This window comes from Amycolatopsis sp. NPDC051102, assembly GCF_040682815.1.
Taxonomy (GTDB): Bacteria; Actinomycetota; Actinomycetes; order Mycobacteriales; family Pseudonocardiaceae; genus Amycolatopsis.
The window spans coordinates 519,767-545,245 of record NZ_JBFBBT010000002.1; the positions used below are offsets into that span (position 1 = coordinate 519,767).

Sequence of the window (25,479 nt, forward strand, 5' to 3'; positions counted from 1 at the left end):
ATCATTTGAAATGGTGTCAATCGTCAGCGAATCTGCCCGGCTCTGAGCTGATCGGGTTATCCACCCTGACGCGAATGGCCCAAATTCGTGCTCTTCCAACGCATTCGGAGCAGTGGCACGGGGGTGGAGCCCGGCGAGACGAACAAGGTCGATCACCTTCGAGCAGTATTGCTTCGGACGCGATCTCACCGTAACTTCTCCAGCGATCAGTCGCCCTTCCCGGCCTTGACGGTCAGCCCCCTTGTCGACGAACGCGCCGGGCCGCCCTTCGTCGGTTTCCTTGTCGCGTCCGAAAGAATGGATTCCAGCACGATGACGGATCTCGCGTTGCCGGTGAACGCCGCCCGGAGCAGGGGCATCGGGTTGCTGGAGGCCGTCGTCGAGCGGTGGGCGGCCGAGCGGCCCACGGCCACGGCGTGCTCCGCGCCGGACGGCGTCCTCGACTTCGCCGGTTTGGCCGAGCGGACGACGGCGATCGCCGGGGCGCTGGCGGCCGCCGGAGCGGGGCCCGGCACCACGGTCGCGCTGACCACCGGACGGACCCGGCTCGCCGTGGCGAGCCTGTTCGCCGTGTGGCGCCTCGGCGCCACGGCGGTGCCGCTCGACGAGCGGCACCCGGCTGCCCGAATCGCCGAGGTGCTCGACGACGCGCGTCCGTCCCTGATCCTCGGGCAGCGGCCGCCGGGCGCGCCGGCCGACCTGCCCGCACTCGACCCGGAGAGCGCCCGGGGCGAGCCGTTCGCCGCGGCCGGGGGTGAGATCGCCTACCTCATCCACACATCAGGCAGCGCGGGGCGGCCGAAGGGCGTCGAAGTCACCTACGCGGGTTTGGAAACGGCGCTGGACGCCATGCGCACCATCCACCTCGGACCGGGTGGCCTGGGGATCAATCCCCTGTCACCGGCGTTCGACGGCTGGCTCTGGTGCGTGCTGCTGCACCTGCTCAACGGTGTCGGCACGGCCATCCTGGACCTCGCCGACGATGGCGAGCACGTCGACCTCGCCGGCCGGATCGCCGCGGTCGCGCCGCGCACAGCCAGCCTCACTCCCTCACTGCTCGCCTCCTGCGCCGACGCGCTCGCCGGTGCCGAGGTCGTGGTGGTCGCCGGGGAACGCTGCCCCCGCGGGTTGCTCGAGGTGCTGCTGGCCCGGCACCGGGTCTTGAACGTCTACGGTCCCACCGAGGCCACGATCGCCGCGACCTGCGCCGACAGCGCCCGCGGCGACGACGTCACGACCATCGGGCGCCCGCTGCCCGGCTACCGGGCCCGAGTGCTCGACGACGACCTGCAGCCGGTGCCGCCGGGCATCAGCGGCGAGTTGTGCCTCGGCGGTCCCGCGCTCGCCAGGGGCTACCGCGGCGACCCCGCGCTCACCGCGCGCCGCTTCGTCACCGTCGATGGGGAGCGGCTGTTCCGCACCGGTGACGAGGTGCGCGCCCGTCCGGACGGACAGCTCGAGTTCCTCGGCCGGCTCGACACCCAGGTCAAGGTGCGCGGGTTCCGGATCGAGCTCGGCGAGCTCGAGCGGGTTGTGGAGCAGCTTCCGGCCGTGATCGCGGCCACCGCGTTCGTGCGAACCGCCGGCGGCACCCTCGGCATCGCCGCGGTACTCGCCGACGGGCACGACCCGGTCGCCGGAGCCCTGCTCGTGCGCGAGCACTGCCGGACGTTCCTGCCCGATCACATGCTGCCGTCCACTGTGGACTTCGTGCCCGTGCTGCCCTGCAACGACCGCGGCAAAATCGATCGGGAAGCGCTCGCGGTGGCCGCCGACGCGGCCCGGCCCGCCGGCCGCCCGCCGGCCACCGCCCGCGAACACGAGGTCTGCGCCGTCTTCGCAGAGGTGCTGGACCAGCCGGTGGCCGACGTGGCCGCCGACTTCTTCGAGCTCGGCGGCCACTCGCTGCTCGCCGCCCGGATGGTCGCGATGCTGCGCAAGAGGACCGGGCTGCGGGCGTCGATCCCGCTGCTGCTGGGCAATCCCAACCCGGCCGCCCTGGCCGCTGAGCTGGACCGGCTCGCGGAGGTGTCCGCTTGAGCGCCTGGGTGACGCCGTGGCACCCGGCGCCCGCCGGCCGCCCGACTCTGGTCTGCGCCCCGCCCGGTGGCGCCGGCTGCAGCCGTTTCCGTGGCTGGCAGGCTCGGCTCGGGCTCGCCGTCTCGGTGGTCGGCGTGCAGCTGCCCGGGCGGGAGAACCGGTTCGCCGAGGAACATCCGGCGACGTTCGCCGAAGCCGTCGCCGCCGTCGCCGCGGACCTCGCCGAGCTCCGGGCGGGCGCGCCGCTCGTCATCGTCGGCGAGAGCTTCGGCGGCCTGCTCGCCTACGAGCTCGCGCGGGCGGTGAGTCCGGACGCCCTGGTGCTCGCGGCGACCGAACCCCCGGGCAACCGGTCGGCCGCCGAGCACCTGATCATCGACGAGCAGATTCTGCGCGACCTGTTCGTCTCCGGGCCGCCCGAGCTCCGCGACCTGGACGAGGACAGCCAGGAGTTCCTGCTCGACGTGCTGCGCCGGGACGACAAGCTCGCCGACACCCACGTCCTCGCTGAACAGTTCCGGGTGGACTGTCCCATCCACGCCTGGTCCGGCGACCTGGACCCGGTGGTGCCCGGGCACCTGCTCGACGGCTGGGCCGGCTACAGCACCGCCGGCACCAGCCGCCGGTCCTTCGCCGGAAGCCACACCTTCCTGACCGACCTCGCCGACGAGACCGTGCCCGCACTGGGGAGCCTGCTGTGCTGATGGACCTGACCGACGACCTGAGCTTCGCCGGTACCGAGTTCTGGCCGCACTTCGCGTGGCTGCGCGAAAACGATCCGGTGAGCCGGCACCCCGACGCGAACGGCGGATTCTGGGTGGTCAGCCGGTACGCCGACGTACTGTCGGTCTACCGCGACGCGGCCGGGTTCAGCTCCCGCCACGGGATGCGACTGGGCACCAACGCCACCGCGGTGGACGCCGTGACCGGGCAGATGCTGATCGTCTCCGACCAGCCGGACCACGCGCAGCTGAAAACGGTTCTGGCCAAGGCATTCTCCCCCGCCGCGATCCCGCACGCGGAGGAACTGGTGCGAGCCGTGGTACGCGGCCTGCTCGACGATGCCCTCGCCGCGGGTGAGGTGGACATGGTGGAGACAGCGCGCCGGCTGCCGACTCGCGTGGTGTGTGCGCTGATGGGCGTGCCGCAGCAGGAGTGGGACTGGCTCGGCGGCACGATGAACGACGCTTTCGAAGGCGAGGACGAACAGAGCCGGCTCGGCGCGCACGCGGAGATCTTCCTGTACTTCTCGGAACTGGTGCTGGACCGCCGTGAGAACCCGGGCGACGACTTCGTCAGCCGCATCGCCACCGACCGGCGGTCCACTGCGGACGGGACGAAGCGGCCGCTGACCGACACCGAGATCGTGGTCAACTGCAACGGTGTCCTCGCCGGCGGCAACGAGACCACCCGCTACTCCGCAGCCGGCGCCGTGCTCGCTCTGGTCGAGCACCCGGACCAGTGGGCCGCACTGCGCACCGACCGCGCGCTGCTGCCGGGCGCGGTCGAGGAGGTCCTGCGCTGGACCACCCCCGGTGTGCACGTGCTTCGAACCGCGACCGCACCCACCACCATCGGCGGTGTCGACATCGCCGCCGGCGACCGGGTGACCCTGTGGAACGTCTCGGCCAACCGCGACGACGCCGAGTTCGGCGACGCCGGACGCTTCCGGGTGGACCGCACGCCCAACCGCCACCTCGCCTTCGGCGGCGGTCGCCACCAGTGCTTGGGGGCGCGCCTGGCCCGTCTGGAGCTGACCGTGTTCCTGGAGGAACTCCTGGACCGGGTGGCCGCGGTGGAGATCACGGGCAAGCCCCGCTACACGGCGTCGAACTTCACCTGGGGCGTACGCGAACTGCCCGTCCGCTTGCGCGGCGCCTGACCGTATTGCCGGCGCTACACCCGGCTGAACGGTTCAGCTGGTCGATGGGGCCGGGCAAGCCCGAGGAGGGGATGCGGGCCATGCGACAGCTCCCCGACGTGCTGCGCGAAAGGAGGCGCGGTCAAGTTCAGCGTAGCCGAGATCGACTGAGGCTGAACACGAGAAGACCCTCGGCAGCGGGCCAGTTACTCCGTAGTTCGGGAGAACTCCCACGTGTTTGTGTTCGAGGGGGAACTTGAACCCCACGCGTGGGATATCTCCCGTGTTCGGGGAGACCATCGCATAGGTGCCTAGCTCAGAGTCACAGCGTTTCGCATCCTACTTTCCGCGCACGACCGGCTGACCGCAGAAGTCGACCACGGGTCAGAGGCATCACCCGTCGCCTGTGCGACGACTGCCACAGTGGCCGGTTGGCTACAGCGCGAAGCGGAGTTCGGACACGAAGACGCCCCAGGTCGCTGGCCTAAATGACTGCTCCCCACAGGGACTCGCTCATGCGCTGATTCGGCGTCAATCGACGTCGATCATCGCCGTTTATGGAGCATAAATGCTCCCTCATTTGTGAATCATACGGCCGGCAGCAGGTTGCGATCCTCGCTGGTCGCGGACGATCAGCGCTGGCCCCTCCCCCCTCGCCCAGGCGCAGGTTAACGTCCCTCCGCGCCGTCGCTGTGGTTACCGCAGCGTCGTACATGCCGGCGGTACGCCGCGATGAAGGATCTTCATATTCTTCGGCGAAGGCGTGTGGCGGCCGCGTCGGCGTTTCTTGCTCCATTCAGGTAGATCTCCCGCTATCGCCGTTCATGTTTGCGCTGCCCGTGCTTCTCCTTGATCGAGGGTATCGTCGCGAGCGGTCGGAGGGCGGAACATGAATGGTCTCGACCCGCTGTTGCGGGAAGTGCGCGAGCTGATCGACCGCCCGCGCTGGAGGTGGTCCGAGAAACACCGGGACCTGCGCGGGGAACAGGCTCTGCCGTTGCTGTGCCTGATCGGCGAGCCGGGCGCCACCGAAGCCGTGGCCGAGGCACTGGCCGCCCGGCTCAACCCGGATCCGGCCCGGCTCGACCGGGTGCCGTCACGGCTGATCCCGTCCGCCTCGGTCGACGCCGCCTCGATCACCGTCGATGCCGGGGACGGCCGTCCCGTGCTGCCGTTGCTCAACCACCTGGTCAAAAACCTGAGCTCGGACCGGTTCGGAGCGGGCAAGGAGATCCCGTTCCACACCTTCCGCCTGGTGGACTGGCTGACCCGGCACCGCCAGTCCACGCTCGAACGCAACCAGCAGGCCCCGCTGCGCTCGAAGCTCCTCGAGTGGTACGCCCCGACCTCACCCGAGGGCGACGGCACCGAACTGCTCAGCCGCATGGTGACCGCGGTGGCGCCGGAGAAGGCGCTCGACCTGACCAGGCTGATGCCGCAGCTGCTGTCCCGCTTCGGGCGGTGGCTGTGGTTGCGGGGGCTTCGCGGCGGTGAGCCACGGTGGCTGATGCGGCAGCGGTTCATGGTGCCCAAGCATTCCGCCGATTTTCTGGGGTTCGCCCGGCGGCTCACCACCGACGCCCGCGAGAACGAGAATCCCGAACAACTGAAACTGCTCCTGGTCCGCGCCTTCCTGCGGGATCTGCGCCGGTTCTACGGCACTCGCACCTGGTGGCTGCGCCGGTGGCGGCGCACCGCCTACCTCACCGCCGTCCTCCACGGGATCACCGAGGCCAACGGCGGCTGGGAGCTCCTGCACCTGATCAACGACGTGCGCAACCAGACCGGCGAGCATGACCCGTTGCTGGTGATCGCGACCGCGACGGACCTGCCGGACAGCCTTGACGTCAAACCCGGCTCGGTTCGCACGATCGAGGAGGACGTGGCCAGCTGGAAGAAATACCTGCCACGGCGACGGCAGCAGTTCCGGCCGGCAGCCCGGTTCCTCGTCATCCAGCTCGGCAGCGAAGACCCGGCGTCCTGCCACGACGCGGACAGTGGCCAGCACTGGGAGCCGAGGAAGATCCCCTGGTTCGCTCGCAAACCGGCCGTGGTCGCCGCGGTGCTGCTGCTCCTGGCCGGGGCGGGCGTGAGCACGATGGCGATGCTGCCGGCGCCCGCCCCCGACCCGTGCGGGGTCGCCGGATTCCCCGAGGCCGGCGCCGTCCTCATGCCGGAGACCGGGGAATGCGTCGGGGTGAGTGCCGGGGGTTACGTCTTCGGCAGCACGGGCAAGCTGCGCAAGGCGCAGGAGGCGGTATTCGAGCAGAACGAGATCGCGGAGCATCTGCACGACACCAACCCCGACCGCTCGATCGTCACGCTGGTCTACTTCGCCGAACTGACCCATCCAGACACCCGGGAAGGCACCGACGACGCCGAGGCGGAGGAGATGACCGGGCTGCTGATCCAGCAGTCGCAGTACAACACGGTGGGCAACTCCACCGAGGACGCCCTGAACCCGCTGCTGCGGATCGTGGTCGCCAACGGCGGCTACCAGATGCGGCATGCGCGGCGCACGGTCGATCGGTTCATCGCGCCGCTCGCCGAGCGGGACCCGACGGTGATGGGTGTCGTGGGCGGTGGACGGAGTGTCACCCAGACCGAGAGCGCCATCGGCGCGCTCGGGGCGTTCGGCATTCCCATCGTGGCCACGACGCTGACCGGGGACTCGTTGCCCGCACTGTCACCGCTGTACTTCCAGATGGTCGCGGGCAACCGCCCGCAGGCACGGCTGGTCGCCGAGTACGCCGCGGCCACCCGGCGGACAGTGACCGTCTACCATCCCGACCTCGTCCAGGAGCCCGACCAGTACCTCAGCACGCTGCGCGACCGGTTCGCCGAACTCGCGCACGGACAATCGTCGATCCGGTTGCGCCAGTGGCGCACGCCGTCGACGGTGGAGGTCGACTGCCGCGCGGACGATGTCGCCTTCTACGCAGGCCGCGAGACCGGCTTCACCGACTTCCTCAACCACGTCCTCGACGACTGCCCGGCGACCGGCAAGCCCACCATCATCGGCGACGACGCGGTGACCCGGTTCATCGCCCAGGGTGAGAGCCGCCGGTCCGACCGGTTCTCCAACGTTTCGCTCGGATACGTGTCGCTGGCCAACCGGGTCGTGCTCGCCGGCAGTTCCTGCGTCTCCGAGGGAAAGCCCGCCGTGGGCAGCGACCCGGACAGTCAGCGGCCGCTGACCATCTTCTGCGCCGGGCTGAGAGGGCTGTACTCGCCGCGGGACGACCGGCCGGCCGGCTGGCAGGCTTTCGGGGCGGAACTCGCCGCGCACGGCGGTGACCGCCGCTGGACCGGGGAGCGCGTCGGGACCGCCTACGATGCGGCCGGGCTGTACCTCACCGCCGTGAACCGCAACAAGCTCCGGGCGGTCCCCGAGGCGGGCAAGCTCGCCCCGAACCGGGCGACGGTCGCCCAGGAGTTCCGCGAGTTCGACTGCTCCGACTCGATGAGCGCTGCCTGCTTCAAGGGCGTGTCGGGCCGGATCGACTTCCGGGCCGGCCGCGACGGGGCCGCCCGGCCGCTGGCCGTCGTCACCATCAACGACATCACCGCCGTCGACGCCAACCCCGTCTGCACCTTCCGCTTCCAAGACAGCGCGCCCTGCCCTTGAGCGCGTCCACAGCTCAGTTCGCCGTGGTCAGGGCGTCCTGGAGCAGGGCCGGCGCCTGCCTCGCGACGACGTTGAACAGGCCCATGGTCGTGTCCGGCCGGGCGAAAACGACCAGCAGGACGGAACCCTGCACGGGGGAGACGCAGATGTGGCCGCGCGAGCGCCAAGTAGTCGAACTGTGGCTCGACGAGTTGAGCTATAAGCCCACTGCCGCATCGAATGGTTCCCGAGTGATGTCCGGCGAGGCCGTTTCCTCGGTGGCGGGTGGGTGACGGTGTCCACCCGCGTCGCCGTCAGTGCACTGTCGTGCTCCTCGCGGTTGCGCGGCTGCCGGGCCGGGTCCGCTCCCATCGCAGTCTTCGCTCGGGACGAGAAGGCGCGGCGAGGCCGTTTCCACCGTCTCCGTCACCACCGCCGGAGGCGGTGGCCGGCGTCACCCCAAAGCGAAGCGAGCCGGACTCCGTCTTCGGCGAAGAAGAACATGGCTCCCAGGACCGCCGCGCCGAGACCGGATACGGTGGTCAGCAGCGGCAGCACGTAGAGCTGCGGAGGTGCGCCGCCGAGCGCGTCCAGCGCGCTCAGGCGGATGGTCGACGGCGTGGCAACCGCCGCCCCCAGCAGGAACAACCCGAACCAAGCCAGCTTCCGCCGCCGGCGCCCGGCGGGGCTGAACACCCGCACCGGCACTTGGCTCTCGCACGAGCCGCAGCTCACCGTGGCTTCGAGGAAGCCGGTGGCGGGCCGCGGAACCGGGATGTCGCTCAGCGAGTACCGGACGATGGTCGCGTACCTGACGAGGTATTCACGGTGCTGTTCACCGCGGATGCAGGCCAGACGCACCTGCGGATACTCGCCTGGCTTGGCCACGGCTCCCCTCACGACTCCCCTATGCTGCGTGACGCGTCCGCAGTATCAGGCGAGATTCCCGGGACCGGTCCCGGGAACGGGCCTCGCGGCCGGAGTTCTGGTACTTCTTCCTGGTCTACGTGCCGTTGGTGCTGGCCCTCGGGGGCATCGAGAGCGTCGTGGACGAAGACTGGCTCTACACCGCCGGCACGCTGCTCTACCTGCCGTGGCTGGTGCCGTTCGCCAGCGTCGGGGTCCGGCGGCTGCACGACCTCGGGCGGTCCGGCTGGTGGTGTGTCGGCGTCATCTCCTGCATCGGCTGGATCGTCCTGACCGTCCTTGGAGCGAGCAGGGCCAGCCGGGAGGGAACCGGTTCGGCCCGCCGCCGAGGTGACGCGGGGTTAGCGGTCCGACACGCAATTTCGTACACTCCCGGGGTGGCTAAGGGGAGGGTCGTGGCCAACCGTTACCGGTTGGAGGAGGAGCTCGGCCGGGGCGGCATGGGCGTCGTGTGGCGGGCCGTCGATCTCGAACTCGGCCGTCAGGTGACACTCAAGCGGGCGCTGGGCGAAGACGCCGGGCAGATCCGCCGTGAGGCGCGGATCGGCGCCGGGCTGCTGCACTCGAACGTCGTCACCGTCTTCGACACGGTCACTGACGGCGACGCCCGGTGGCTGGTCACGGAGTACCTGGCCGCCCGGAGCCTCGAGGAGCTCGTCGACGACGGCGGACCGTTGCCCGAAGACCGCGTCCGGCGGATCGGCGCGCAGCTCGGCGAGGCACTCGCCGACATGCATTCCCGTGGCATCGTCCACCGCGACGTCAAGCCGGGCAACGTCCTGGTGACCGCGGACGACGTCGCCAAGCTGACCGACCTGGGCATCGCGCGCTGGACCGAGGTCACCCGCACCGGCGGGGCCCAGCTCACCGGCACGCTGGGGTACGTCGCGCCGGAGGTGGCCGACGGCGCCGAAGCCGGACCCGCCTCGGACGTCTTCTCCCTGGGGGCCACGCTCTACGCCGCGATCGAAGGCCGCTCGCCGTGGGGCTCGGGTGAGGACGGCCCGTTCGCGCAGATGCGCCGCGCCGCCGGCGGACGGTACGCGGCCGCCGAGCGCGCCGGGCGGTTCGAGCCGGTGCTCGCCGCGCTCATGGCGCGGCACCCGGCCGACCGGCCCAGCGCCGCCGAAGCGGTCACGCTGCTCACGGCGGACGCGCCCACACCCCGGCGGCCGCGACGCCGGCTTCGCCGGCAGTTGCTCGCCGGGGCCGCGGTGGTGGCGGTGGCCGCGCTGGTGGCCGGGTTCGTCCTCGCCCGGCCGCTGTGGACCACCACCGGCGGCGCTCCGGCCGGGGCGAACACCCTCGGCGCCGACCCGGCCGCGACGGACCCGTGCGCGGCGATCTCGCTCAACTCGCTCACCGGGTTCGGAGAGCCGTTCGTGGATCCCGAGGTGGCGAACTTCGGCACCTGCGTCGTCACGACCACGCTGACCGGCAAGTCCGGGCAGGTGCAGACCCGGCTCGATCTGACCGGCCCGCTGCGGTACCCGCCCCGGCCGCCGGTGCCCGGCAAGATGGGCGAAATCGAGTATCCCGAGATTCACGACGGCTCGTGCGAGCGGGCCATCTCGCTGGCCGACGCCAACCGGATCGTCGTCACCTCGCGCGCGGTGACGGACGCGAAGGACGCGCCGGTGTGCTTCTACTCGGAGTCGGTGCTGTCCGGCGTGCTGGCCAAGCTCGCCAACGGACCCTTGCCACGGCGTGCCCCGCTCCCGGGCTGGTCACTGGCGCACATCGAGGCCTGCAGCCTGCTCGACGACGCGACGACGTCGGGCGTGCTGGGCAAGGTCAAGAAACCGGATCGCGGGTTCGGTGGCTGGGACTGCACCTGGGAACACGATCCGCGCACGATCACCGTCGAGTACAGCCGGGAATGGCCGATCGAGGCCGACGAGGACGTGCCGGGCAACCGGATCCGCATCGGAAACCGCAGCGCCGTCGTGGCGCCGGTGCCCGGCGGGCACCCGGAGTGCGCCGTCAAGGTCGTGCACCGCTCCTACACCGCGGCCCTGCAGATGATGAAGGGCACTCCGCAGACCCGGGAGGAAGTCGCTGTGGTCACCGTCGAGGACACCTCGGCAGCCGGTGGGGACGCGCTGTGCGCGACCGCGCGATCGCTGGCGGAGGTCCTCGTCCGGCGGCTGCCGTGAACCGGGGACCGGTCCCCGGCGGTCCCGGCTAGAAAGGGAGGGCCGAGGCCGGGTTCGCGGGCCGGAGGAGACGGGACGGGAAAGTGGCGATACGGGTGCTGGCCGGTGTGGCTCTCCTGGCGGTGGCCGTGGCCGGTCCGGCAGCCGAGGGGGCTGCCGGACCGGTGCCGCGGACCTGGCGCGTCGGCCCGCACGGGAAGTACGCCACGGTGCAGGCCGCTGCCGACCTCGCCCGTCCGGGTGACACGATCGCGATCGAGGCCGGCACGTACCCGGGCGGGCTGACCATCCGCCGCGACGGCGCACCCGGCCGCCCGATCCGGTTCGCCGGCATCGGCGGCACCGCGGTGCTGACGGGCGCCGGCGGCCTGGCGGTGGGCGGACACGGCTGGCTGGAGTTCACCGACGTGACCGTGTCCGGCTCGGCCCGCTTCGGCGTGTACGCCGAGGGCGCGCACGACCTCGTGTTCGACCGGTTCGGTGTCGACGGCTCCCGCGACGGCGGGCTCGTGCTGGTCGGCACCCGGCGGGTACGCGTGGCGAACTGCGACATCCGCGGCACCAACGCCCGCGGCACCGCGGCCGACCACGAAGCGCTGAGCATCGCCTCCGGCTCGTCGGAGGTCGAGGTGTCCGGCTGCCGCGTGCACGACAACGGCGAGGAAGGCATCGACGTCAAGTACGACGACGCCGCCCGGGTGAAGATCCACCACAACGTCGTCACCGGCAACCGCGGGCCGGACGTCTACGTCGACTCTTCGTCCACTGTGGACGTCTACGCCAACGTCGTCGGCGGCACCCGCGAGGCCACCAAGGCCGGGATCGGGCTCGCCGTCGAGGACTACTCGAAAAGCCGGCTGCTGTCGAAGATCCGGGTCTTCGACAACCTGTCCACCGGCAACGCGCAGGCCGGGCTGAGCCTCTGGGCAGAGTCGACCGGGACCATGCGGGACCTGACGATCGTCAACAACACCTTCGCCGGCAACGCCCGCGGCTCCCTGCTGATCGACGCCGACCGGTTCGCCGGGACGAACACCCTGCGGAACAACGTGTTCGGTGACGGGCCGGTCGACGCCGGACCGTTCGCTGCCGACCACAACTTCGCCGGGGAGCCGGGGTTCGCCGATCCGGCCTGCGGCGACTACCACCTTGCCGCAGGCTCGGTCGCGGTGGACGCCGGCAGTCCGGAGCACGCGCCCGCGTTCGATCTCGACGGCGTCGCCCGGCCTGCCGGCGCGGGCTTCGACATCGGCGCCTACGAACGGAGGTGGCCGTGACCACCGGACGCCTTGACCCGCACCGCCAGCGCAGCCTCCGGCACGGCGTCGCCGGCGCCGTGCCGGGGACGTTGAGCGCGCTCACCGTCACCGGCGGCGTCGCGGTGCCGCCGTCGCCCGGGAACCGGCTGACCTTCGGGCGCAACCGGCTGGAGGTCGACGTCTGTGTCGGCGAGGAAGACGTGCGGATCAGCCGGGTCCACGGGCTGCTCGTGCGCGAGGGAGACCGCTGGTGGCTCAGCAACACCGGCCGCTCGCCGATCCGGCTGTCCGACAACGTCCTGCTGCACCGCGACAGCGAACCGCTGCCGCTGGCCGACGGCTACACCGCGCTGTTCCTGCGCGGCGCCCGCGAGCACGTGCTGGAGCTGCTCGTCTCCGACGGCGAGCCCGGTGTCGCCACGCGTCGCCCCACGCACCCGACAGCGCCGCCGAAACGCTGGCGGCTGTCCCCGGAGGAGCACCTCGTGCTGGCGGTGCTCGGGCAGCGTTACCTCGGCTACGACCCCCACCCGCTGCCGCTGTCCCGTCAGCAGGCGGCCGCCGAGCTCGCCGAACGACGGCCGCGCGAGAACTGGACAGTCAAACGCGTCGAGCATCTCGTCTCCCGGGTCCGGCAACGGCTTTCCGACGCCGGGGTGTACGGGCTGCGACGGGAGGAGGTGGGCGAACCGGTGGGGCTGACCTTGACCGTGAACCTGCTGCGGGAGCTGGTGCTTTCGACGACGCTGGTGCCGATGGACCTCGAATGGCTCGAGCTTGCCGATCAACCGCTGTTCCCCGGATGAGGCCGCGCCACCCTGTGCGACGTCGGTCCGGCGTGGACACCGCCTGAGGAGAGATGATGTGGCTGAATCGGCTCACCGAAGCGCTAGCAGAAGATTCGTATATCCAAGCTTCGCAGCAATCCCATTACCGTATGCTGGCCGAAGCGATCCTCGACAATGAGCCTGGGTGGGTCGAAGCCCAGCGCCTGGTCGCCGTGTACGAGCAAGCGCTGTCGGTGGCTGATCAGCTTCGGAGGTTCACCGGCCAGGTCGCCCTGCATTCCGTGGACGTGCAGATCATGAACCTGCCCCGGCTGGGCCCCAGCGAATTCGGCCAAGGATATGCCGCGGGACTGCTTTCGGCACGTCGGCATCACCTGCTCGAGCGACTCGGATCTCCTCCGTCACCCCCCGCTCGCGTCCCGGACTATCTGCTGCAGCCCTATGACCACGATATTGAACTGCCCGATCCCGAAACAGCCGCAGCAGGGGTCACCGAATTGCTGTCAAGCTGGCTGCGCGGCGGTCGGCCGACGGACAGCGCCAAAGCGGCCGTACGACTGGCATCGGTGACCACCTCGGTGGCCCACAAGTCCCTCAGCGTCGCCCAAGCGCACATCAGTAGGGTCCAGACCGAGATCGCGGACTTGACCGGCGCGCTCCGGGCGCCCGGTGATCTTGTGGTTACGAACCGATCGGTCAGTTCGTTCCTCTGGAGCGAACTGACGACTTTGAGCACGGCCGTGAGCCGGTCTGCAACTCCCGGCAGCGGATTCGGCGGAGGCTTCTACACCGCCTGCGAACACGTGAGCCGGCTGCTTGACTCCCGTGCGGTCAGCCTCCGCTTTCCCCGCGCCGGGAACCGAGCGAGCATTGAGTGGTGACCGGTGGAACCGACCGAAGTCGACCACGACATCGCGGTCGGCAGCGTCCGACTGGCGCTGAGACTCAACCGGCATCGGCGCTTGGCGCTGCCCGGTTGGCTTGAGTATCAACCTGCCCGGCGGTTCCGATTCGCTCAGGTCGACGGGCAACGTCATTGCCGAAGGGCGACCGTGAGCAACAGGCCAACCGGCTCGTCGCCCACGCCACCATCCAGGTCGGCCGCGACGAATTCGTCGACGACATCGCGGCGTTCGCCGTCATCACTACGGGCCCATGTTCCTGCCTCCGGCTGATCTGGACCCCAGCGGGTGGAGCAGCTGTGGATGGCCCTCCGCCGAGGCAGCACCGATCCCCACGCTCGTTCCGGCCGGCCACGCTGATCGTCGCGAGTGCCCTGCGCCGCGGCGACCGCCATCTCACCGCCTGTGCCCTGGTCCACGCCCACGGCGCACCGGGCGACCACCATCGGACTGCTGATCCAGCAACACGCCGGCGCCGACACCCAGCTCGGCCGTCGCGTCCCGGACCTCCTGTTCCATGGACGGCACGCGCGGAAGCTGCCTAACCTGTTGTTTTCCAGCGCCACGTTGCCGCCCGACAACCGGCCGACGACCCATGCATTTGCCCACTTCCCCGCGGGGGCAACTCGCACTGTTGCTTCCGCGACACTCGAGGAAAAGACCTGCGCCGGCTCCGTCCGCGAGCCGCGCGGCGAGGCCGTGGTCACAGCTGCTGCCGCGCAATACGCCGCCGCGCGAGTTCGCATCAGGTAAAACCTTCACATTACCAAGAAGTCCTGGGGATCGGTCCCCGGACAAGCAAGGCATGATGGTTCCGAACGTGCTGGTATCGCACACAACCTCGGGGAGAGGTACTCAATGAAGGGCATCATCCGCGCAGTCACAATACTCACACTTGCCATCACCCTATCCGTCACCACGATCGCGACCGGCAGCGCCAGCAGCACCCTGATCACGCCCAAAGCTGCCGGCGTATACGCGAAGTTGATAAACAAGAACTCCGAAAAGTGCATGAACATCCCTGGCGGGAGCACGGAAGAGGGAGTCGGGGTAACACAGTTCACCTGCGGAGACTGGGAAGATCACAAATGGACGTTCGATCAGGTATCCGGTGGATGGTACTGGATTCGAAACGCCCATAGCAATCTGTGTCTCGCCATTGAAAGTGGATCGCGCGGCGAACAGCTCGTCCAGCTTCCATGCACAGCCATTCAATGGCGCTTATGGCGATTCGAAATTGCCCCGGATGGCCGATTCCAGTTGATCAACCAGTTCACCGGGATGTGCATAGGCGTAGCAGGTGGAAGCGAGGTCGACAATGCCGCCGTCATCCAGTGGCCTTGCGGAGACTGGGCAGATCACTTCTGGGGATACGTAGTCTGAACACACGAAGAGCACGAACCCTTTTGAGGCAGGGTCAGCGTCGAAGTCCCCGACAGCATCACCACCCCCGAAGGCCTGGAGTTCCAGCCCAACCGGCTGGCCTGCTCCAGCCACGACGGCAGTTTCAATATCGGCTTGCGTGAAGACGGCCAAGAAGTCGCCGTCGTCCACAAGCGCAACAGCACCCTACGGCTCCTCACGTCAGCCGACGGTACGGTCGATCGGTGGGCCGGTGGTGACCTCGGGCAGCAGCTTTCCGAGGGACAGGCGCCAGGCGGACCGGTAACGGCCGTCCTGGTAGCTGCGCTCGAGGATGTCGTCGATCCCGTCGGCCAATTCGTGCTGATCCTTCCGCACGGCGAGGCCATAATAGCTGTCGGCGAAGGCCGGTCCTACGAGCTTCGCCCGGGTACCGAGGGCGAGGAGGTAGCCGAGCAGGACCGAACGGTCGGCGCTCACCGCCGTTGTCCGGCCCTGCAGGAGCAGCTGGAGGCAGTCGGCGACGGTCCGGCGGGTGAGCAGCTGCCCGGGATTGTTCGAGTACGGTCGCAAGTTTTCCGCCGCCGAGCTGCCGTCGGCCGCGCAGACGGTCAAGGCCGGGTCGCGGAACGAGTCGCGGCTGTCGATCGACGTGGTAGCGCCGGCGGCCATGAGCGACTGGCTGGACTCTTCGTACGGACCGCCGAACCGGAGGCGCTGCCGACGGGAATCGGTGATCGCCATGCTCCCGGCCACGATGTCGACGCGGTACGTCTGCACGGCGGAGAGCCGTTCCCCGGCAGCCAGGTCCAGCCAATGGACCTGCTCGGGCGGATATCCGAGATCGGCGGCCACCAGCTGGCCAATCGCGACATCGAAGCCACGCAGAGTTCCGTCAGGACAGCGTTCCGCGAGACCGGGCCGTGCGAGCATCGTGCCGATGATCAACGTCGACCGGCCGGCCAGTGATGCCGTCGCCGCGGCGACGGCCGGGGTGCGGGTCAGCGGGCCGGCAGGCGGCGGGGCGAGCGGCTCGCTGCCTCGGCAAGCCACCATCGCGACCGGAGGCGAGAGTGCGGGGAGCGGCACAGTGTCGGCCGCGGTGAGCAAGGTGGTGGCCAGTACCGCGGCCGCCGTGACCCGGGCTTTCCGGCTGGGCCGGGCCGCCGGCGGAGGGGGCGGGCCGGCGAGGTTGCGGACGAGCGGGATCCGGGTGCCGGCGTTGCGGCTGCGCAGCTGCGGCAGCGGGCGTCCCTTGGCCCGCAAGCCGGCCCGCAGGTGCGCGTACACGGTGTCGATGTCGAGGATGGCCGGCCCGCCGGGGACACCGCGGGTCAGCGTCGTCAGCAGCTCGCCGGTGAACGCGGTGAAAGGTTCGCCGCGCAGGGCCAGCGCGGTCTTGGTTTCAGCGCTGGCGGTCAGCACGCAGACGCCGTCGACCGCGGCGTGGTCGGCAGCGTCCGCGGCCAGTGTCCCGCCGAGGGCGACGCCGCTGTAGCAGCAGTCGAGCACGATCAGCTTGCGTTTCGCCCGGACACCGGGGTGGCGCAGCGCGCGGCGGATCCAGTCGTACGGCAGCCCGGTCCACGGCCGGGTCCGGTCGGTGGTGGGCAGGGCGAGGAACAGTTCGTCGGACTCCAGGTCGATGAACCCGTGCCCGGCGAAGCAGAAGACGAACAGGTCCGTGGCCGCCGCCGCGCTGTCGCGGATGCGGTCGAGTACGTCCCCGGCCGATGCCGGGTCGGTCACGGTGGGACAGTGCGCCGACGGCAAACCCCACAGCCGGGGATCTGTCAACGCCGCCTGCAACCCCTGCACGCCTGCGGCGACGGCCGGTACGTCGCGCAGGTGCCGGTACTTGCCGCAGCCCACCAGGAGAGCGCGCGACGATCCCGGGTCCGCCAAGCTCAGCACCGGTCAGACCGCCTGATCGCCGTCCACATCCGCCGGTTCGGCGAGCGCGGCCGTGATCGCCGCGACGGTGTCCGGGGCCGGATCCCGGACGACGATGCTGACGCCGTTGTGCTCGATCCGGACCTCGTCCGTGCCGGTCGGGCGGTGCGAACGCCACGCGAGGACCGACAGGTCGAGGACGCTCTACATCCACGAGGACCATCTCATCGACTAGACCAAACTGCGCGCGGGTATGGAGCCGTCACCTCCAGATGGTCGCTGCCACGTTCAGCGGGTCGGCCGGGTCGAAGACCGTCTGCAGCGTGTAGATCGGGCTGGTCCCGAGGTCGCCGAACACCACCCCGAGCGCGCCGATCACGAGCCCGAGCCGGACCGTGTCCCGCGCGGACGACGTCTCCACCTCGGCCGTCCCGTCACTCACGCCTGCCTCCTCCAGCCGGACAGCCATCCGTCCGGCACACCGAAACCGGACCATATCGGCCCGCCGCACCGGGCTCGTTCCGGCGCGATCGTCAGCGCGGGTAGTCCCTCGTCGGAGCGGCAGAGCAGCGCATCCCAAGACCGGCCCGGATGTCGGCCGGCCCAGTTCGTCACCCTACGATCACCATGTGCATCTCGGGGAACACACTCAGTACACGATTTGCGTGCGACACAGCGGGTCCGAACGACGCTGCGTGGTCGTCTCCAGATCTTTCGGCGCAGCCGCCCCACCCTTTACGGGCCAGTGCCCCCGAACCCCCTGACGCGCCTCTCCTGCGTTGCTAAATTCGATCGGAGAAGTCGCGAAATCCGTGGAGGTAATGATGAGGAAACTGCCGTCCTTGGCTGCGGCAATTGTACTCTGTACGGTACCGGTCTTCGCGGGGCCGATGGCTTTCGCGGAGCCCACCACGGCGAATGGTCGAGTCGTCGTGTTTTCCACGGAATTACAGGAACTTGACCGGTGGGAAGACCCGGCGGGTTGCCAGAAGCTGCCGGCCGCCGCGCACGTGCTCATCAACGAAACCGACGAGGTGGTCAACACCTACAGCGATCCCCTGTGCCTAACGCCGAGCGTCTCGGTGCAACCCGAGTACGGCACGCACGTCGCGCCGGGCACCGGCTCGTTCTCGGTCGGCACGTGAGACCCGGCGTCGATCTGGTCGTGGTCGGGCTGGGCTACGCCGGCCTGCCACTCGCCGAGCTGGCCTGCCGCTCAGGGCTTCGCGCCGCCGGTTTCGACGTCGACGAAACCGTGGTCACCACGCTGGCCGCCGGCCGGTCACCCGTCTCGGGAGTTTCCGACGCCGACGTCTTCGCCATGCTCGGCTCCGGGTTCACCGCGAGCACTGACCCGGCGCAACTCGGCGCGGCGGACGTGGTCGCGATCTGCGTGCCGACCGGCCTGACCGGCGATCGTGCCCCGGACCTCGGCCCGCTTCGCACGGCGTCCGCCACCGTCGGCGACCGGCTGCGGCCGGGCACGCTGGTCGTGCTCGAGTCGACCAGCTTCCCCGGCACGACGGAGGAGGTGGTGCTGCCGATCCTCGAGCGGCGCAGCGGGCTGCGCGCGGGTGAGGACTTCTACCTGGCGTTCGCCCCGGAACGGATCGACCCGGGCAACACGCGATTCGGTCTCGCCGACACACCCAAAGTCATCGGCGGCCACACACCGCTGTGCGCGAAGTACTGCGCCACGTTCTACAGCCGGTTCGTCGACGCGGTGGTGGTGGCCAGGGGGACGCGGGAAGCCGAGCTGGCCAAGCTGCTCGAGAACACCTACCGGTTCGTGAACATCGCGCTGGTCAACGAGTTCGCCCGGTACTGCGACGCAGTCGGCATCGACGTGTGGGACGTGGTGCACTGCGCGGGCACGAAACCGTTCGGGTTCGCGTCGTTCAGCCCAGGCCCCGGCGTGGGCGGGCATTGCATTCCCGTCGACCCGGTGTACCTGACCACGCGGGCCGCCCAGGAGGGTTTCACGTTCACGCTGGTGGAAGCGGCCGCCCGCGTCAACGAACACCTGCCCACCCGTGTGGTGGACCGGGCGGAAGCGCTGCTCGGCAACCTGCGAGGCGCTTCCGTGTTACTCCTGGGGGTGACCTACAAACCGGACGTGCCGGACGTTCGCGAGTCCCCCGCCCGGGCGATCGCGGCGCAGCTGCTCGCGCGGGGGGCGGACGTCAGCTACCACGATCCGCACGCAGCCGACGTCGGCGTGGGCGACCGGCCGCTGCGCCGGGAAACCGATCTCCGCACCGCCGCGGCGGCCGCGGACCTGACCATTCTGCTGCAGGACCACCGCGATTACGACCTCGTCCTGCTCGCGAACGCGTCCCGGCTGCTGCTGGACACCAGGGGAAAGATTTCCGGCAGCTCCGTCCGGCATTTGTGATTCTTCCCGGTCCACACCGGGCCGGGCTGTTTTCCATCCGAAAGAGAGGATTCCACCGGCATGACGACCGCAATCACCACCGACCGGCTCCGCCAGCGATTCGCCAAGTGGGACGTCGACGGCAGCGGCACGCTGGAACGCGCCGACTTCGAACGCGAGGCGGAGCGGGTCGCGGGCGCGTTCGGCGCCCAGCCCGGGTCCAAGGAGGCCACCGCGCTGCGCGACGCCTTCCGCAATCTGTTCGACTTCCACGCCCGGGAGGCGGGCGTTCCGCCGAACGGGTCGGTCAGCGAGGACCAGTTCATCCGGATCAACGAGAAGCTCATGTTCTCCGAGGGAGAAGCGAGCTTCAACCGGGTCCTGCGGCCGGTCATGCAGGCGATCGTCGGCCTGTGCGACCGCAACGCCGACGGCATGATCAACCAGGAGGAGTTCATCGCGTACCTCCAGGGCGTCGGGGTCGACCAGTCCACCGCGCAGGACGCCTTCCGGCAGATCGACACCGACAACAGCGGTGAGCTGACCGTCGACGAGTTGCTGGCCGCGGTGCGGAACTTCCACTACGGCAAACTGGACGTACCGCTGCTCGGCTGAGAGCCCGCGACGAAGCGGGGTGGCCCGAGGACGAGCCACCCCGCTTTCGCGCGGGCCGCTTCAGGTCACCGGCCGGAAGGTGACGGGCAGCTCGGGGGCCAGCGCGAGGTCACCGCCCGAAACCGGCGCCGGGGCGGCGATGAGGATGTTGTAGTGGTTCGGGAAGTGGCAGGCGTCGAACCCGTGCACGGTCCCGACCAGCCGGCCGCCGATCCAGACTTCGTCGCCGCGGTCGATCACGCCCGCGTTGTGCAGTTCGGCGAACCCGAGGAAGCCCACCCGGTCGATCCGCGCGCCCGGCGCCGTCTCGGTGTGGTCGGTGGTCACCAGTTCATGCACCTCCCCTTCGCGCACGCACCGGCTCGCGTGCGGTTCGAGGGTCATGCCGCGCTCCTCGCGCCGGTGCAGCAGGACCTTCACCAGCGCACCCCGGATGGTCCGCTTCGCGCCGTTCTCGTTCGTCACGCGCGGGTCACCCGGCTTTCCTCGCGGTAGCAGGACTCCACGAGCTCAAGTGCCGCGACACCGTCGCCCGGGGCGCTCCCGCCGGTCCGGACGAGTTCAGCGAACTCCGCGACTACGCCGCGGTATTCGTGTTCCAGCGACTGCTTGAACCCGGGGTGGCCGGCGAGCAGATCCGCGTACCGGACGGCACCGCCCGCCGACTCGATCCGCACGTCCTTGACCTCGCCGGGGAACGACCAGTCGAGCTCCACCCGCGCGGTCGCGCCGCCGGGCGCCCGCAAGGCGATCACGGCCTGCCGGTCCACCCCGCCGGTCCGCGCGATCTCGACGCCGGTGACGGCGACGTCGCCGAGGAACGACCGGACGAGGTCGAAGGCGTTCGGCCCGTTGTCGGCCACGCACCCGCCGCCGCACCGCACCGGGTCGAGGTACCAGGCGTCCACCCCGACGTGGTCCTCGATCCGTTCGAGGTAGCGCACGGTCACGTGCCGGACCGGCTGGTCCACCGTGGATCGCAGAGCACGCAGGTTGTCGTTGTACCGGCGGTGGAACGCAGTGAACAACGGCGTTCCCGACGCACGCGCCAGCCGACCGAGGGCAACGGCGTCGGACAGCGTGGTGGCCAGCGGCTTCTCGACGCACACCGCGGCTCCGGCGGCGAGCGCGTCCCGGCACACGGCGGCGTGCGCGTCGTTGGGCACCGTGACCACCACCGCGTCCAAGCCGGCTTCGGCGAGCATCCGGCGATGGTCGGTGTAGCAGGCGGCAGGCTCGTACCCCTCGAGCAGCTCGGGCCGCAAGTCGCACACCGCGGTGAGGCGGGTGTCCGGCCGGGCGGTGATCGCGGCGCGGTAGAACGCCCCGATCACGCCGAGGCCGACGAGACCGATCCGGATCACCGCGGCAGTCCCGTCGCGACCAGGTCTTCGTAGACGTCCCGGGCGAGCGGCACGCCGGACTTGCGGTGGGCCGCGGCCCGTTCGGCCTCCAGCCACCCGGGGTAGCGGACCGCGGCCACCCCGGCCGCGGGCGGGCAGTCCAGCAGCGTGCCGAACATCGTGGCGGCGACCGCGGCGAACCCACCGCCGGGCCGCAGGGTTTCCGGGGCAATGGCGAGCACCAGGTAGCCGATGTCGTCGTCGGTGCCGTGCGGTCCGCCGTCGCCGGCCAGCGCGGCGGGCGCGGGCCCGAGCGCGGCGCCGGACAGAGCCGCGGCGAGCAGCTCCACCGCCAGCGCGAGCCCGAAGCCCTTGTAGGCGCCGGTTTCCGGGGCGCCGCCGAGCCACCGCAGGTGGGCCTCGCCGCGGTCGAACGCCGCCGGGTCGGTGACCGGATGACCCCGCTCGTCGGCGAGCCAGCCACTGGGGATCGCCTCGCCGGCCCGCGCGGCGGCCCGGATGCGGCCGGTCGGCACGACGGTCGTGCTCATGTCGAGGACGAACGGCCGGTCCGGCAGCGCCGGCGCCGCGACGCTCAGCGGATTGGTGCCCAGCATCGCCACCGCTCCCCCCGGCGGCCGCGCGATCCGCTGGCCGCCGCAGTTGCTCGCGACCACCCCGATCATGCCGCGCCCGGCGGCGACGGCCGCGTGGTGCCCGGCGCAGCCGAAGTGCGTGCCGCCCCGGACCGACACGAGCCCGACGCCGTGGTCACGCGCCTTGTCCGCCGCGAGGTCCACGGCCTCCGTGGCCGCCCACAGGCCGAGCGCGGTTCCGGCGTCCACCACGGCGGCGCAGCCGGTGTCGCGGATCACTTCCGGTTCGGCCGCGGGGTCACACCGTCCGGTGTCGAACAGCGGCAGGTACAGCCGGCCCAAGTTCGCGAGGCCGTGGGAACCGAGCCCGTGCAGGTCGCCGTACAGCAGGGCGGTCGCGGCGGTCTCCGCCCGGGCGGCGGGCACGCCACGATCGTGGAACACGCGGGTGGTGAACGCCAGCAGATCCGCGTACGGCACGCGAATGCCGGTGTCAGGGAGCGTCAGGGACATGGTCCTCCTCGTGGCGCGCCGCGAACTCGGTGAGCACGCGGGTGACGGTGCCGGCGAAGGCGTCGAGCTGGGTCAGTTCGGCGAACTCGCCCGCGGCGTGGGCGTTGTTGCCCGCGAGATCACCCGGTCCGAGGACGACGGTGGCCGCCCCCGGCACGTCGTGCATCCAGATGGCGTCGCAGGTGAACGCGGGCCGGGTCGCGGGCCAGGCGGCGACGTCCGCCGCGTCGAGCAGTTCGGCGGCCCACCGGTCGCGGCAGTCCAGGGCGGGCAGGCCCCGTTTGTGCCATCGCAGGGACACGATCCGCTCGGCGTGCCCGGCGGTGCGGTGCAGTTCCCTGGTCGCGCGGAAGCGGTCGCGGAACTCGGCGAGCCCGGCGTTCAGGGCGTGCGTCACGTGTGCCTCGAGGCGCCGGCCCGCGGCGAGCGAGGGGTACGACAGGTTGAGCAGCAGGCGGCCGGTGCCGTACACACGGTTGTGGGCCGTGCCGGTGTGCAGTCCGGCGACACACACCCGCCCGCCCGGTTCCGCGCCGTCGAGCGCCGTGGCGAAGTGCTGGGCGAGGAAGCCGAGCAGCACCGTCGCGTTGTGCCCGGCGCCGGGGTCGTCGTCGATGCTGCCGGTGCCGTCGACGGTCACGCACGCCGTCATCGCCGCGGTCGACCTGGTCAGGTAGCGCAGGCCGGTGGGCTCGCAGAACACGTTGAGCCGCCCCACGTGCCCGGCCTCGACGAGCGGCCGGGTCCCGTAGACGCCCATCGCGCCGCCTTCCTCCCCCGCGACCGCCTGCACCAGCACCGCGACGCGGTCGCCGAGCACGCCTCGGGCGGCCCGCACCCCGGCGAGCAGCGCCACCGCGGGACCTTTGGCGTCGATGGCGCCGCGGCCGGTGAACCGGACGCCGTCGAACCCGGCGGGCTCGGCGCCGGCGACGGTGTCGAGGTGGACGTTGAACATGACGGCCGGTGCGCCGGCGGGGCCGCGGCGGAGCACCACGCTCGGCTGCGCGGCGAGGAACCCCGGTTCGCGGGCCCGGTCACGCACGATCGAGGGCACGTCGTCGCGATCGAGCACCGCCGGCTCCGGCGCGGCGTGGTGGACGGTGGTGAACCCGGCGTCGGCGGCCGCGGCGGCGAAGATCCGCTGCGCCGCCGGTAGGTCGGTGTCCTCTTCGGCCGCCTCGAGCGGGTTGACCGTGGGAATGCGCAACAGTTCGAGGAGCAGGTCGTGGTCGGCGGCGCTCAGCACGGCGTGTCCCCGGCAAGTTCCGCCAGCCGGCGGCCGGCGGCGATGAACGACACTGTGCCGGTCACGTCCGCCCACCAGCCCTCGTGCGGGCGGGTGGCGAGGTGGGGCTCGATCGACAGCGCGCCGGAGTAGCCGCCCGCACGGAGGAGCCGCAGGCATTCGGCCACGCCGGCCTTGCCGTCGCCCGGCAGCGTGTAGGTCGTGCCGGCCCCGCCGCCGACCGCGTCCTTGACGTGGACGTGGGCCACGAACGGGACCAGCTCGGCCAGCAGCGACGGCGCGTCGTAACCGTGCGCGACGCCGTTGCCGACGTCGAACAGCAGCCGCAGGGCCGGGCTGCCGACCGCGTCGAGCAGGTCGAGCGTGCGCTCGGCACTCGTCGCGGCCCAGCCCGCGCAGTTCTCGTGCAGCAGGGTGATCCCGGCCGCCGCCGCGAGGTCGGCGAGCACGCGGATCCGGTCGACGACCGCCCGCCGCCATGCGGCGCCCGGCAGCCCGGCGTTGGGGTAGGACATGATCCGTACCAGCCGGGTGCCCAGCTCGGCGGCCAGTTCGGCGAGCGCCGCCAGCTCGCCGATGTCCCGATCCGGCGGGTCGGCGATCGTGCCCGCCCAGCCGCCGATCCGGGAGTCGAGGCACACCACCCGGATCCCGGCCGCATGCACCGCGCGGACCAGCCGGTCGCGCGCGGCGCGGTCGAGGTCGGCGACCGCGAGCCCGTCGACGGTGCGCAGCTCCACCGCGTCCCAGCCGAGGGCCCGCACGGCGGCGAGCTGGCCGTCGACGTCCGGCGCCGCCTCGTCACCGATCCCGGCCAGGCCGCCGGGCGGCCACGCCTCAGCCGGCATGAGCGGGCAGGTTCTCGGGCGAGCGGGCGGCGTCACGGGCCGCGGCCAGCAACCGCACCACCGCCGCGTGCACGGCGAATTCGCCGGGCGGTGCGCCCGCCGCGCCCGCGAAGTAGCGGTAGGCAGCGAGCAGGAAGGCACCGAGCGCCTCGTCTTCGAACACCTCGCGCGGAGCGGCACCGACCCGCAGCTGGGCGTGGTGGTCGTCGGCGGAGACCGGGTAGTGGCCCACCACGGTCGTGTCCCGCAGGCGCAGGGTGATTTCGCGGCGGCGCACCGGTGAGGTGAGGTCGGAGTGGATCGTCGTGCGCGGGCCGTCGCGGTGCTGCACCGAAATCCACGCCCCGGCCAAGGGCCCGGCGTGCGGATCGGTCCACCCGGCACCGATCAGCTCGGCCGGTCCGGCGAGGGTGAGCGCGACCGCCAGCGCGTGCGGGATCTCCACGTCGAACGCATCGGCGTGCGCCGGTTCGCCCGCACGGGCGAACCTCGGCTTGTCCTGGCGCACCGCGATCGTCGCGAGCGGACCGTGCTCTCCGGACCGCACCAGCCGCTCGAGCCGCCGGGTGAGGACGGAGGCGAGCCAGTGCGTCACGACGACCACGTCGAGGCCGTGGCGGTCCCGCAGCCGCTCGATCGCCGCGAGCGCGGCGAGGTCCCCGGCGACCGGCTTCTCGACCACCAGCCGCCGAAACCCCTGCCGGGCAAGGGAGGTGAGCACGTCCACCCGGGTGGCGGGTGGCGTGCACACGTGCACGACCGCGTCGCCGGGCGGAACCAGCGCGGCGAGCCGGTCGAGCGAGTCCGCGACGAATTCCACACCGCCGTCACGCAGAGCCATTCCGGCACGGATGTCGAATCCCACGATCGACTGAGATCCGAGCAATTCCGGAAATTCCGCGCGCAAGCGCGTCAGCACCGGCACGTGCAGGCCCGCGCCCGACCGCCCGAGCCCTACGACCACCGTGTGCGGCATCGCCGTCCCTTCTTCTTGGCGTGGTTTTCGCCATGCGTGGCAACGAGAACACGGTCGACCGTAGCGAAACGACCGCCCGGCTGCGAACCTCAGGTCCGGCGGACCCGGCATCCGTCTTCGCGCTGCGTCGCCGGGCGTTGGTCCATTGAGTCATGCCCCCACCTCGACCG

At 70.9% G+C, this 25,479-nt stretch carries 21 protein-coding genes; 12 read left to right on the plus strand and 9 right to left on the minus strand.

Features of this window, described 5'->3' with window-relative positions; genetic code table 11:
* Nucleotides 1-312: 312 nt before the first annotated feature.
* From AB0M93_RS08320 to AB0M93_RS08335, 4 genes are all read left to right on the plus strand, one after another.
* Nucleotides 313-2,040, plus strand: a complete 1,728-nt coding sequence (locus AB0M93_RS08320; RefSeq protein WP_364269756.1) for a non-ribosomal peptide synthetase — start codon at nucleotides 313-315, stop codon at nucleotides 2,038-2,040.
* On the plus strand, nucleotides 2,037-2,744 hold the full coding sequence (locus AB0M93_RS08325) for an alpha/beta fold hydrolase (RefSeq protein ID WP_364269758.1): 708 nt from the start codon (nucleotides 2,037-2,039) through the stop codon (nucleotides 2,742-2,744). The genes AB0M93_RS08320 and AB0M93_RS08325 overlap by 4 nt, the downstream gene beginning before the upstream one ends.
* Nucleotides 2,744-3,922: a cytochrome P450 gene (locus tag AB0M93_RS08330; protein ID WP_364270695.1), complete on the plus strand. Its 1,179-nt coding sequence runs from the start codon at nucleotides 2,744-2,746 to the stop codon at nucleotides 3,920-3,922. The genes AB0M93_RS08325 and AB0M93_RS08330 overlap by 1 nt, the downstream gene beginning before the upstream one ends.
* Before the next feature lie 868 nt (nucleotides 3,923-4,790).
* Nucleotides 4,791-7,529: a hypothetical protein gene (locus tag AB0M93_RS08335; protein ID WP_364269760.1), complete on the plus strand. Its 2,739-nt coding sequence runs from the start codon at nucleotides 4,791-4,793 to the stop codon at nucleotides 7,527-7,529.
* Nucleotides 7,530-7,934: 405 nt separating this feature from the next.
* On the opposite strand, the gene AB0M93_RS08340 is transcribed toward AB0M93_RS08335, so the two are convergent.
* Nucleotides 7,935-8,369, minus strand: coding sequence for a hypothetical protein (locus tag AB0M93_RS08340; RefSeq protein ID WP_364269761.1), 435 nt, complete (start codon nucleotides 8,367-8,369; stop codon nucleotides 7,935-7,937).
* A gap of 71 nt (nucleotides 8,370-8,440) precedes the next feature.
* Between AB0M93_RS08340 and AB0M93_RS08345 the strand changes: the two genes are divergently transcribed.
* The 5 genes from AB0M93_RS08345 to AB0M93_RS08365 all read left to right on the plus strand — a co-directional run bounded on the left by AB0M93_RS08345 (nucleotide 8,441) and on the right by AB0M93_RS08365 (nucleotide 14,923).
* Complete coding sequence (locus AB0M93_RS08345) at nucleotides 8,441-10,591, plus strand: protein kinase (RefSeq protein ID WP_364270698.1); 2,151 nt, start codon at nucleotides 8,441-8,443, stop codon at nucleotides 10,589-10,591.
* Between the two features lie 83 nt (nucleotides 10,592-10,674).
* Complete coding sequence (locus AB0M93_RS08350) at nucleotides 10,675-11,868, plus strand: right-handed parallel beta-helix repeat-containing protein (protein WP_364269763.1); 1,194 nt, start codon at nucleotides 10,675-10,677, stop codon at nucleotides 11,866-11,868.
* Complete coding sequence (locus AB0M93_RS08355; RefSeq protein WP_364269765.1) at nucleotides 11,865-12,656, plus strand: FHA domain-containing protein; 792 nt, start codon at nucleotides 11,865-11,867, stop codon at nucleotides 12,654-12,656. The genes AB0M93_RS08350 and AB0M93_RS08355 overlap by 4 nt, the downstream gene beginning before the upstream one ends.
* Nucleotides 12,657-12,709: 53 nt before the next feature.
* Nucleotides 12,710-13,519, plus strand: coding sequence for a hypothetical protein (locus AB0M93_RS08360; RefSeq protein WP_364269767.1), 810 nt, complete (start codon nucleotides 12,710-12,712; stop codon nucleotides 13,517-13,519).
* 879 nt (nucleotides 13,520-14,398) lie between these two features.
* Nucleotides 14,399-14,923, plus strand: a complete 525-nt coding sequence (locus AB0M93_RS08365) for an RICIN domain-containing protein (RefSeq protein ID WP_364269769.1) — start codon at nucleotides 14,399-14,401, stop codon at nucleotides 14,921-14,923.
* A 201-nt stretch (nucleotides 14,924-15,124) separates the two neighbouring features.
* Here AB0M93_RS08365 and AB0M93_RS08370 read toward each other — a convergent pair whose 3' ends face one another.
* Both AB0M93_RS08370 and AB0M93_RS08375 read right to left on the minus strand, forming a co-directional pair.
* Entirely contained in the window at nucleotides 15,125-16,807 is a 1,683-nt protein-coding gene (locus tag AB0M93_RS08370; RefSeq protein ID WP_364269771.1) for a transporter substrate-binding domain-containing protein, read from the minus strand.
* Nucleotides 16,808-17,057: 250 nt separating this feature from the next.
* Nucleotides 17,058-17,237 (minus strand): KUP/HAK/KT family potassium transporter, encoded by a 180-nt coding sequence (locus AB0M93_RS08375; RefSeq protein ID WP_364269773.1) that lies wholly within the window; start codon nucleotides 17,235-17,237, stop codon nucleotides 17,058-17,060.
* A gap of 382 nt (nucleotides 17,238-17,619) precedes the next feature.
* Between AB0M93_RS08375 and AB0M93_RS08380 the strand changes: the two genes are divergently transcribed.
* The 3 genes from AB0M93_RS08380 to AB0M93_RS08390 are packed head-to-tail and all read left to right on the plus strand — an operon-like array spanning nucleotide 17,620 to nucleotide 19,784.
* Nucleotides 17,620-17,940, plus strand: a complete 321-nt coding sequence (locus tag AB0M93_RS08380; RefSeq protein WP_364269775.1) for a hypothetical protein — start codon at nucleotides 17,620-17,622, stop codon at nucleotides 17,938-17,940.
* Nucleotides 17,937-19,190, plus strand: coding sequence for a nucleotide sugar dehydrogenase (locus AB0M93_RS08385; protein WP_364269777.1), 1,254 nt, complete (start codon nucleotides 17,937-17,939; stop codon nucleotides 19,188-19,190). The genes AB0M93_RS08380 and AB0M93_RS08385 overlap by 4 nt, the downstream gene beginning before the upstream one ends.
* A gap of 60 nt (nucleotides 19,191-19,250) precedes the next feature.
* Nucleotides 19,251-19,784: an EF-hand domain-containing protein gene (locus AB0M93_RS08390; protein WP_364269779.1), complete on the plus strand. Its 534-nt coding sequence runs from the start codon at nucleotides 19,251-19,253 to the stop codon at nucleotides 19,782-19,784.
* Between the two features lie 60 nt (nucleotides 19,785-19,844).
* Here the strand turns inward: AB0M93_RS08390 and AB0M93_RS08395 are convergent, their stop codons facing one another.
* Genes AB0M93_RS08395 through AB0M93_RS08420 form a run of 6 tightly spaced genes read right to left on the minus strand, consistent with a single transcriptional unit; the run spans nucleotide 19,845 to nucleotide 25,174 of the window.
* On the minus strand, nucleotides 19,845-20,249 hold the full coding sequence (locus AB0M93_RS08395) for a hypothetical protein (RefSeq protein WP_364269781.1): 405 nt from the start codon (nucleotides 20,247-20,249) through the stop codon (nucleotides 19,845-19,847).
* A complete protein-coding gene (locus AB0M93_RS08400) occupies nucleotides 20,246-21,148 on the minus strand; it encodes a Gfo/Idh/MocA family oxidoreductase (RefSeq protein ID WP_364269783.1) in 903 nt (300 codons plus the stop codon). The genes AB0M93_RS08395 and AB0M93_RS08400 overlap by 4 nt, the downstream gene beginning before the upstream one ends.
* Nucleotides 21,145-22,236 carry an Ldh family oxidoreductase gene (locus AB0M93_RS08405; protein WP_364269785.1) on the minus strand — a complete coding sequence of 364 codons (1,092 nt, stop codon included), beginning with the start codon at nucleotides 22,234-22,236 and terminating at the stop codon, nucleotides 21,145-21,147. Before AB0M93_RS08405 ends, AB0M93_RS08400 begins: the two co-directional genes overlap by 4 nt.
* A complete protein-coding gene (locus AB0M93_RS08410) occupies nucleotides 22,217-23,485 on the minus strand; it encodes a M20/M25/M40 family metallo-hydrolase (protein WP_364269787.1) in 1,269 nt (422 codons plus the stop codon). The genes AB0M93_RS08405 and AB0M93_RS08410 overlap by 20 nt, the downstream gene beginning before the upstream one ends.
* Nucleotides 23,479-24,333: a sugar phosphate isomerase/epimerase family protein gene (locus AB0M93_RS08415; RefSeq protein ID WP_364269789.1), complete on the minus strand. Its 855-nt coding sequence runs from the start codon at nucleotides 24,331-24,333 to the stop codon at nucleotides 23,479-23,481. The genes AB0M93_RS08410 and AB0M93_RS08415 overlap by 7 nt, the downstream gene beginning before the upstream one ends.
* On the minus strand, nucleotides 24,323-25,174 hold the full coding sequence (locus AB0M93_RS08420; protein ID WP_364269791.1) for a hypothetical protein: 852 nt from the start codon (nucleotides 25,172-25,174) through the stop codon (nucleotides 24,323-24,325). The genes AB0M93_RS08415 and AB0M93_RS08420 overlap by 11 nt, the downstream gene beginning before the upstream one ends.
* Between the last annotated feature and the right edge of the window lie 305 nt (nucleotides 25,175-25,479).

Coding starts and splice junctions, on each gene's coding strand:
- AB0M93_RS08420 (WP_364269791.1), bottom strand. CDS start 25,174: ATGGCTCTGCGTGACGGCGGTGTGGAATTCGTCGCGGACTCGCTCGAC.
- AB0M93_RS08380 (WP_364269775.1), top strand. CDS start 17,620: ATGAGGAAACTGCCGTCCTTGGCTGCGGCAATTGTACTCTGTACGGTA.
- AB0M93_RS08415 (WP_364269789.1), bottom strand. CDS start 24,333: ATGCCGGCTGAGGCGTGGCCGCCCGGCGGCCTGGCCGGGATCGGTGAC.
- AB0M93_RS08390 (WP_364269779.1), top strand. CDS start 19,251: ATGACGACCGCAATCACCACCGACCGGCTCCGCCAGCGATTCGCCAAG.
- AB0M93_RS08320 (WP_364269756.1), top strand. CDS start 313: ATGACGGATCTCGCGTTGCCGGTGAACGCCGCCCGGAGCAGGGGCATC.
- AB0M93_RS08360 (WP_364269767.1), top strand. CDS start 12,710: ATGATGTGGCTGAATCGGCTCACCGAAGCGCTAGCAGAAGATTCGTAT.
- AB0M93_RS08405 (WP_364269785.1), bottom strand. CDS start 22,236: ATGTCCCTGACGCTCCCTGACACCGGCATTCGCGTGCCGTACGCGGAT.
- AB0M93_RS08365 (WP_364269769.1), top strand. CDS start 14,399: ATGAAGGGCATCATCCGCGCAGTCACAATACTCACACTTGCCATCACC.
- AB0M93_RS08335 (WP_364269760.1), top strand. CDS start 4,791: ATGAATGGTCTCGACCCGCTGTTGCGGGAAGTGCGCGAGCTGATCGAC.
- AB0M93_RS08330 (WP_364270695.1), top strand. CDS start 2,744: ATGGACCTGACCGACGACCTGAGCTTCGCCGGTACCGAGTTCTGGCCG.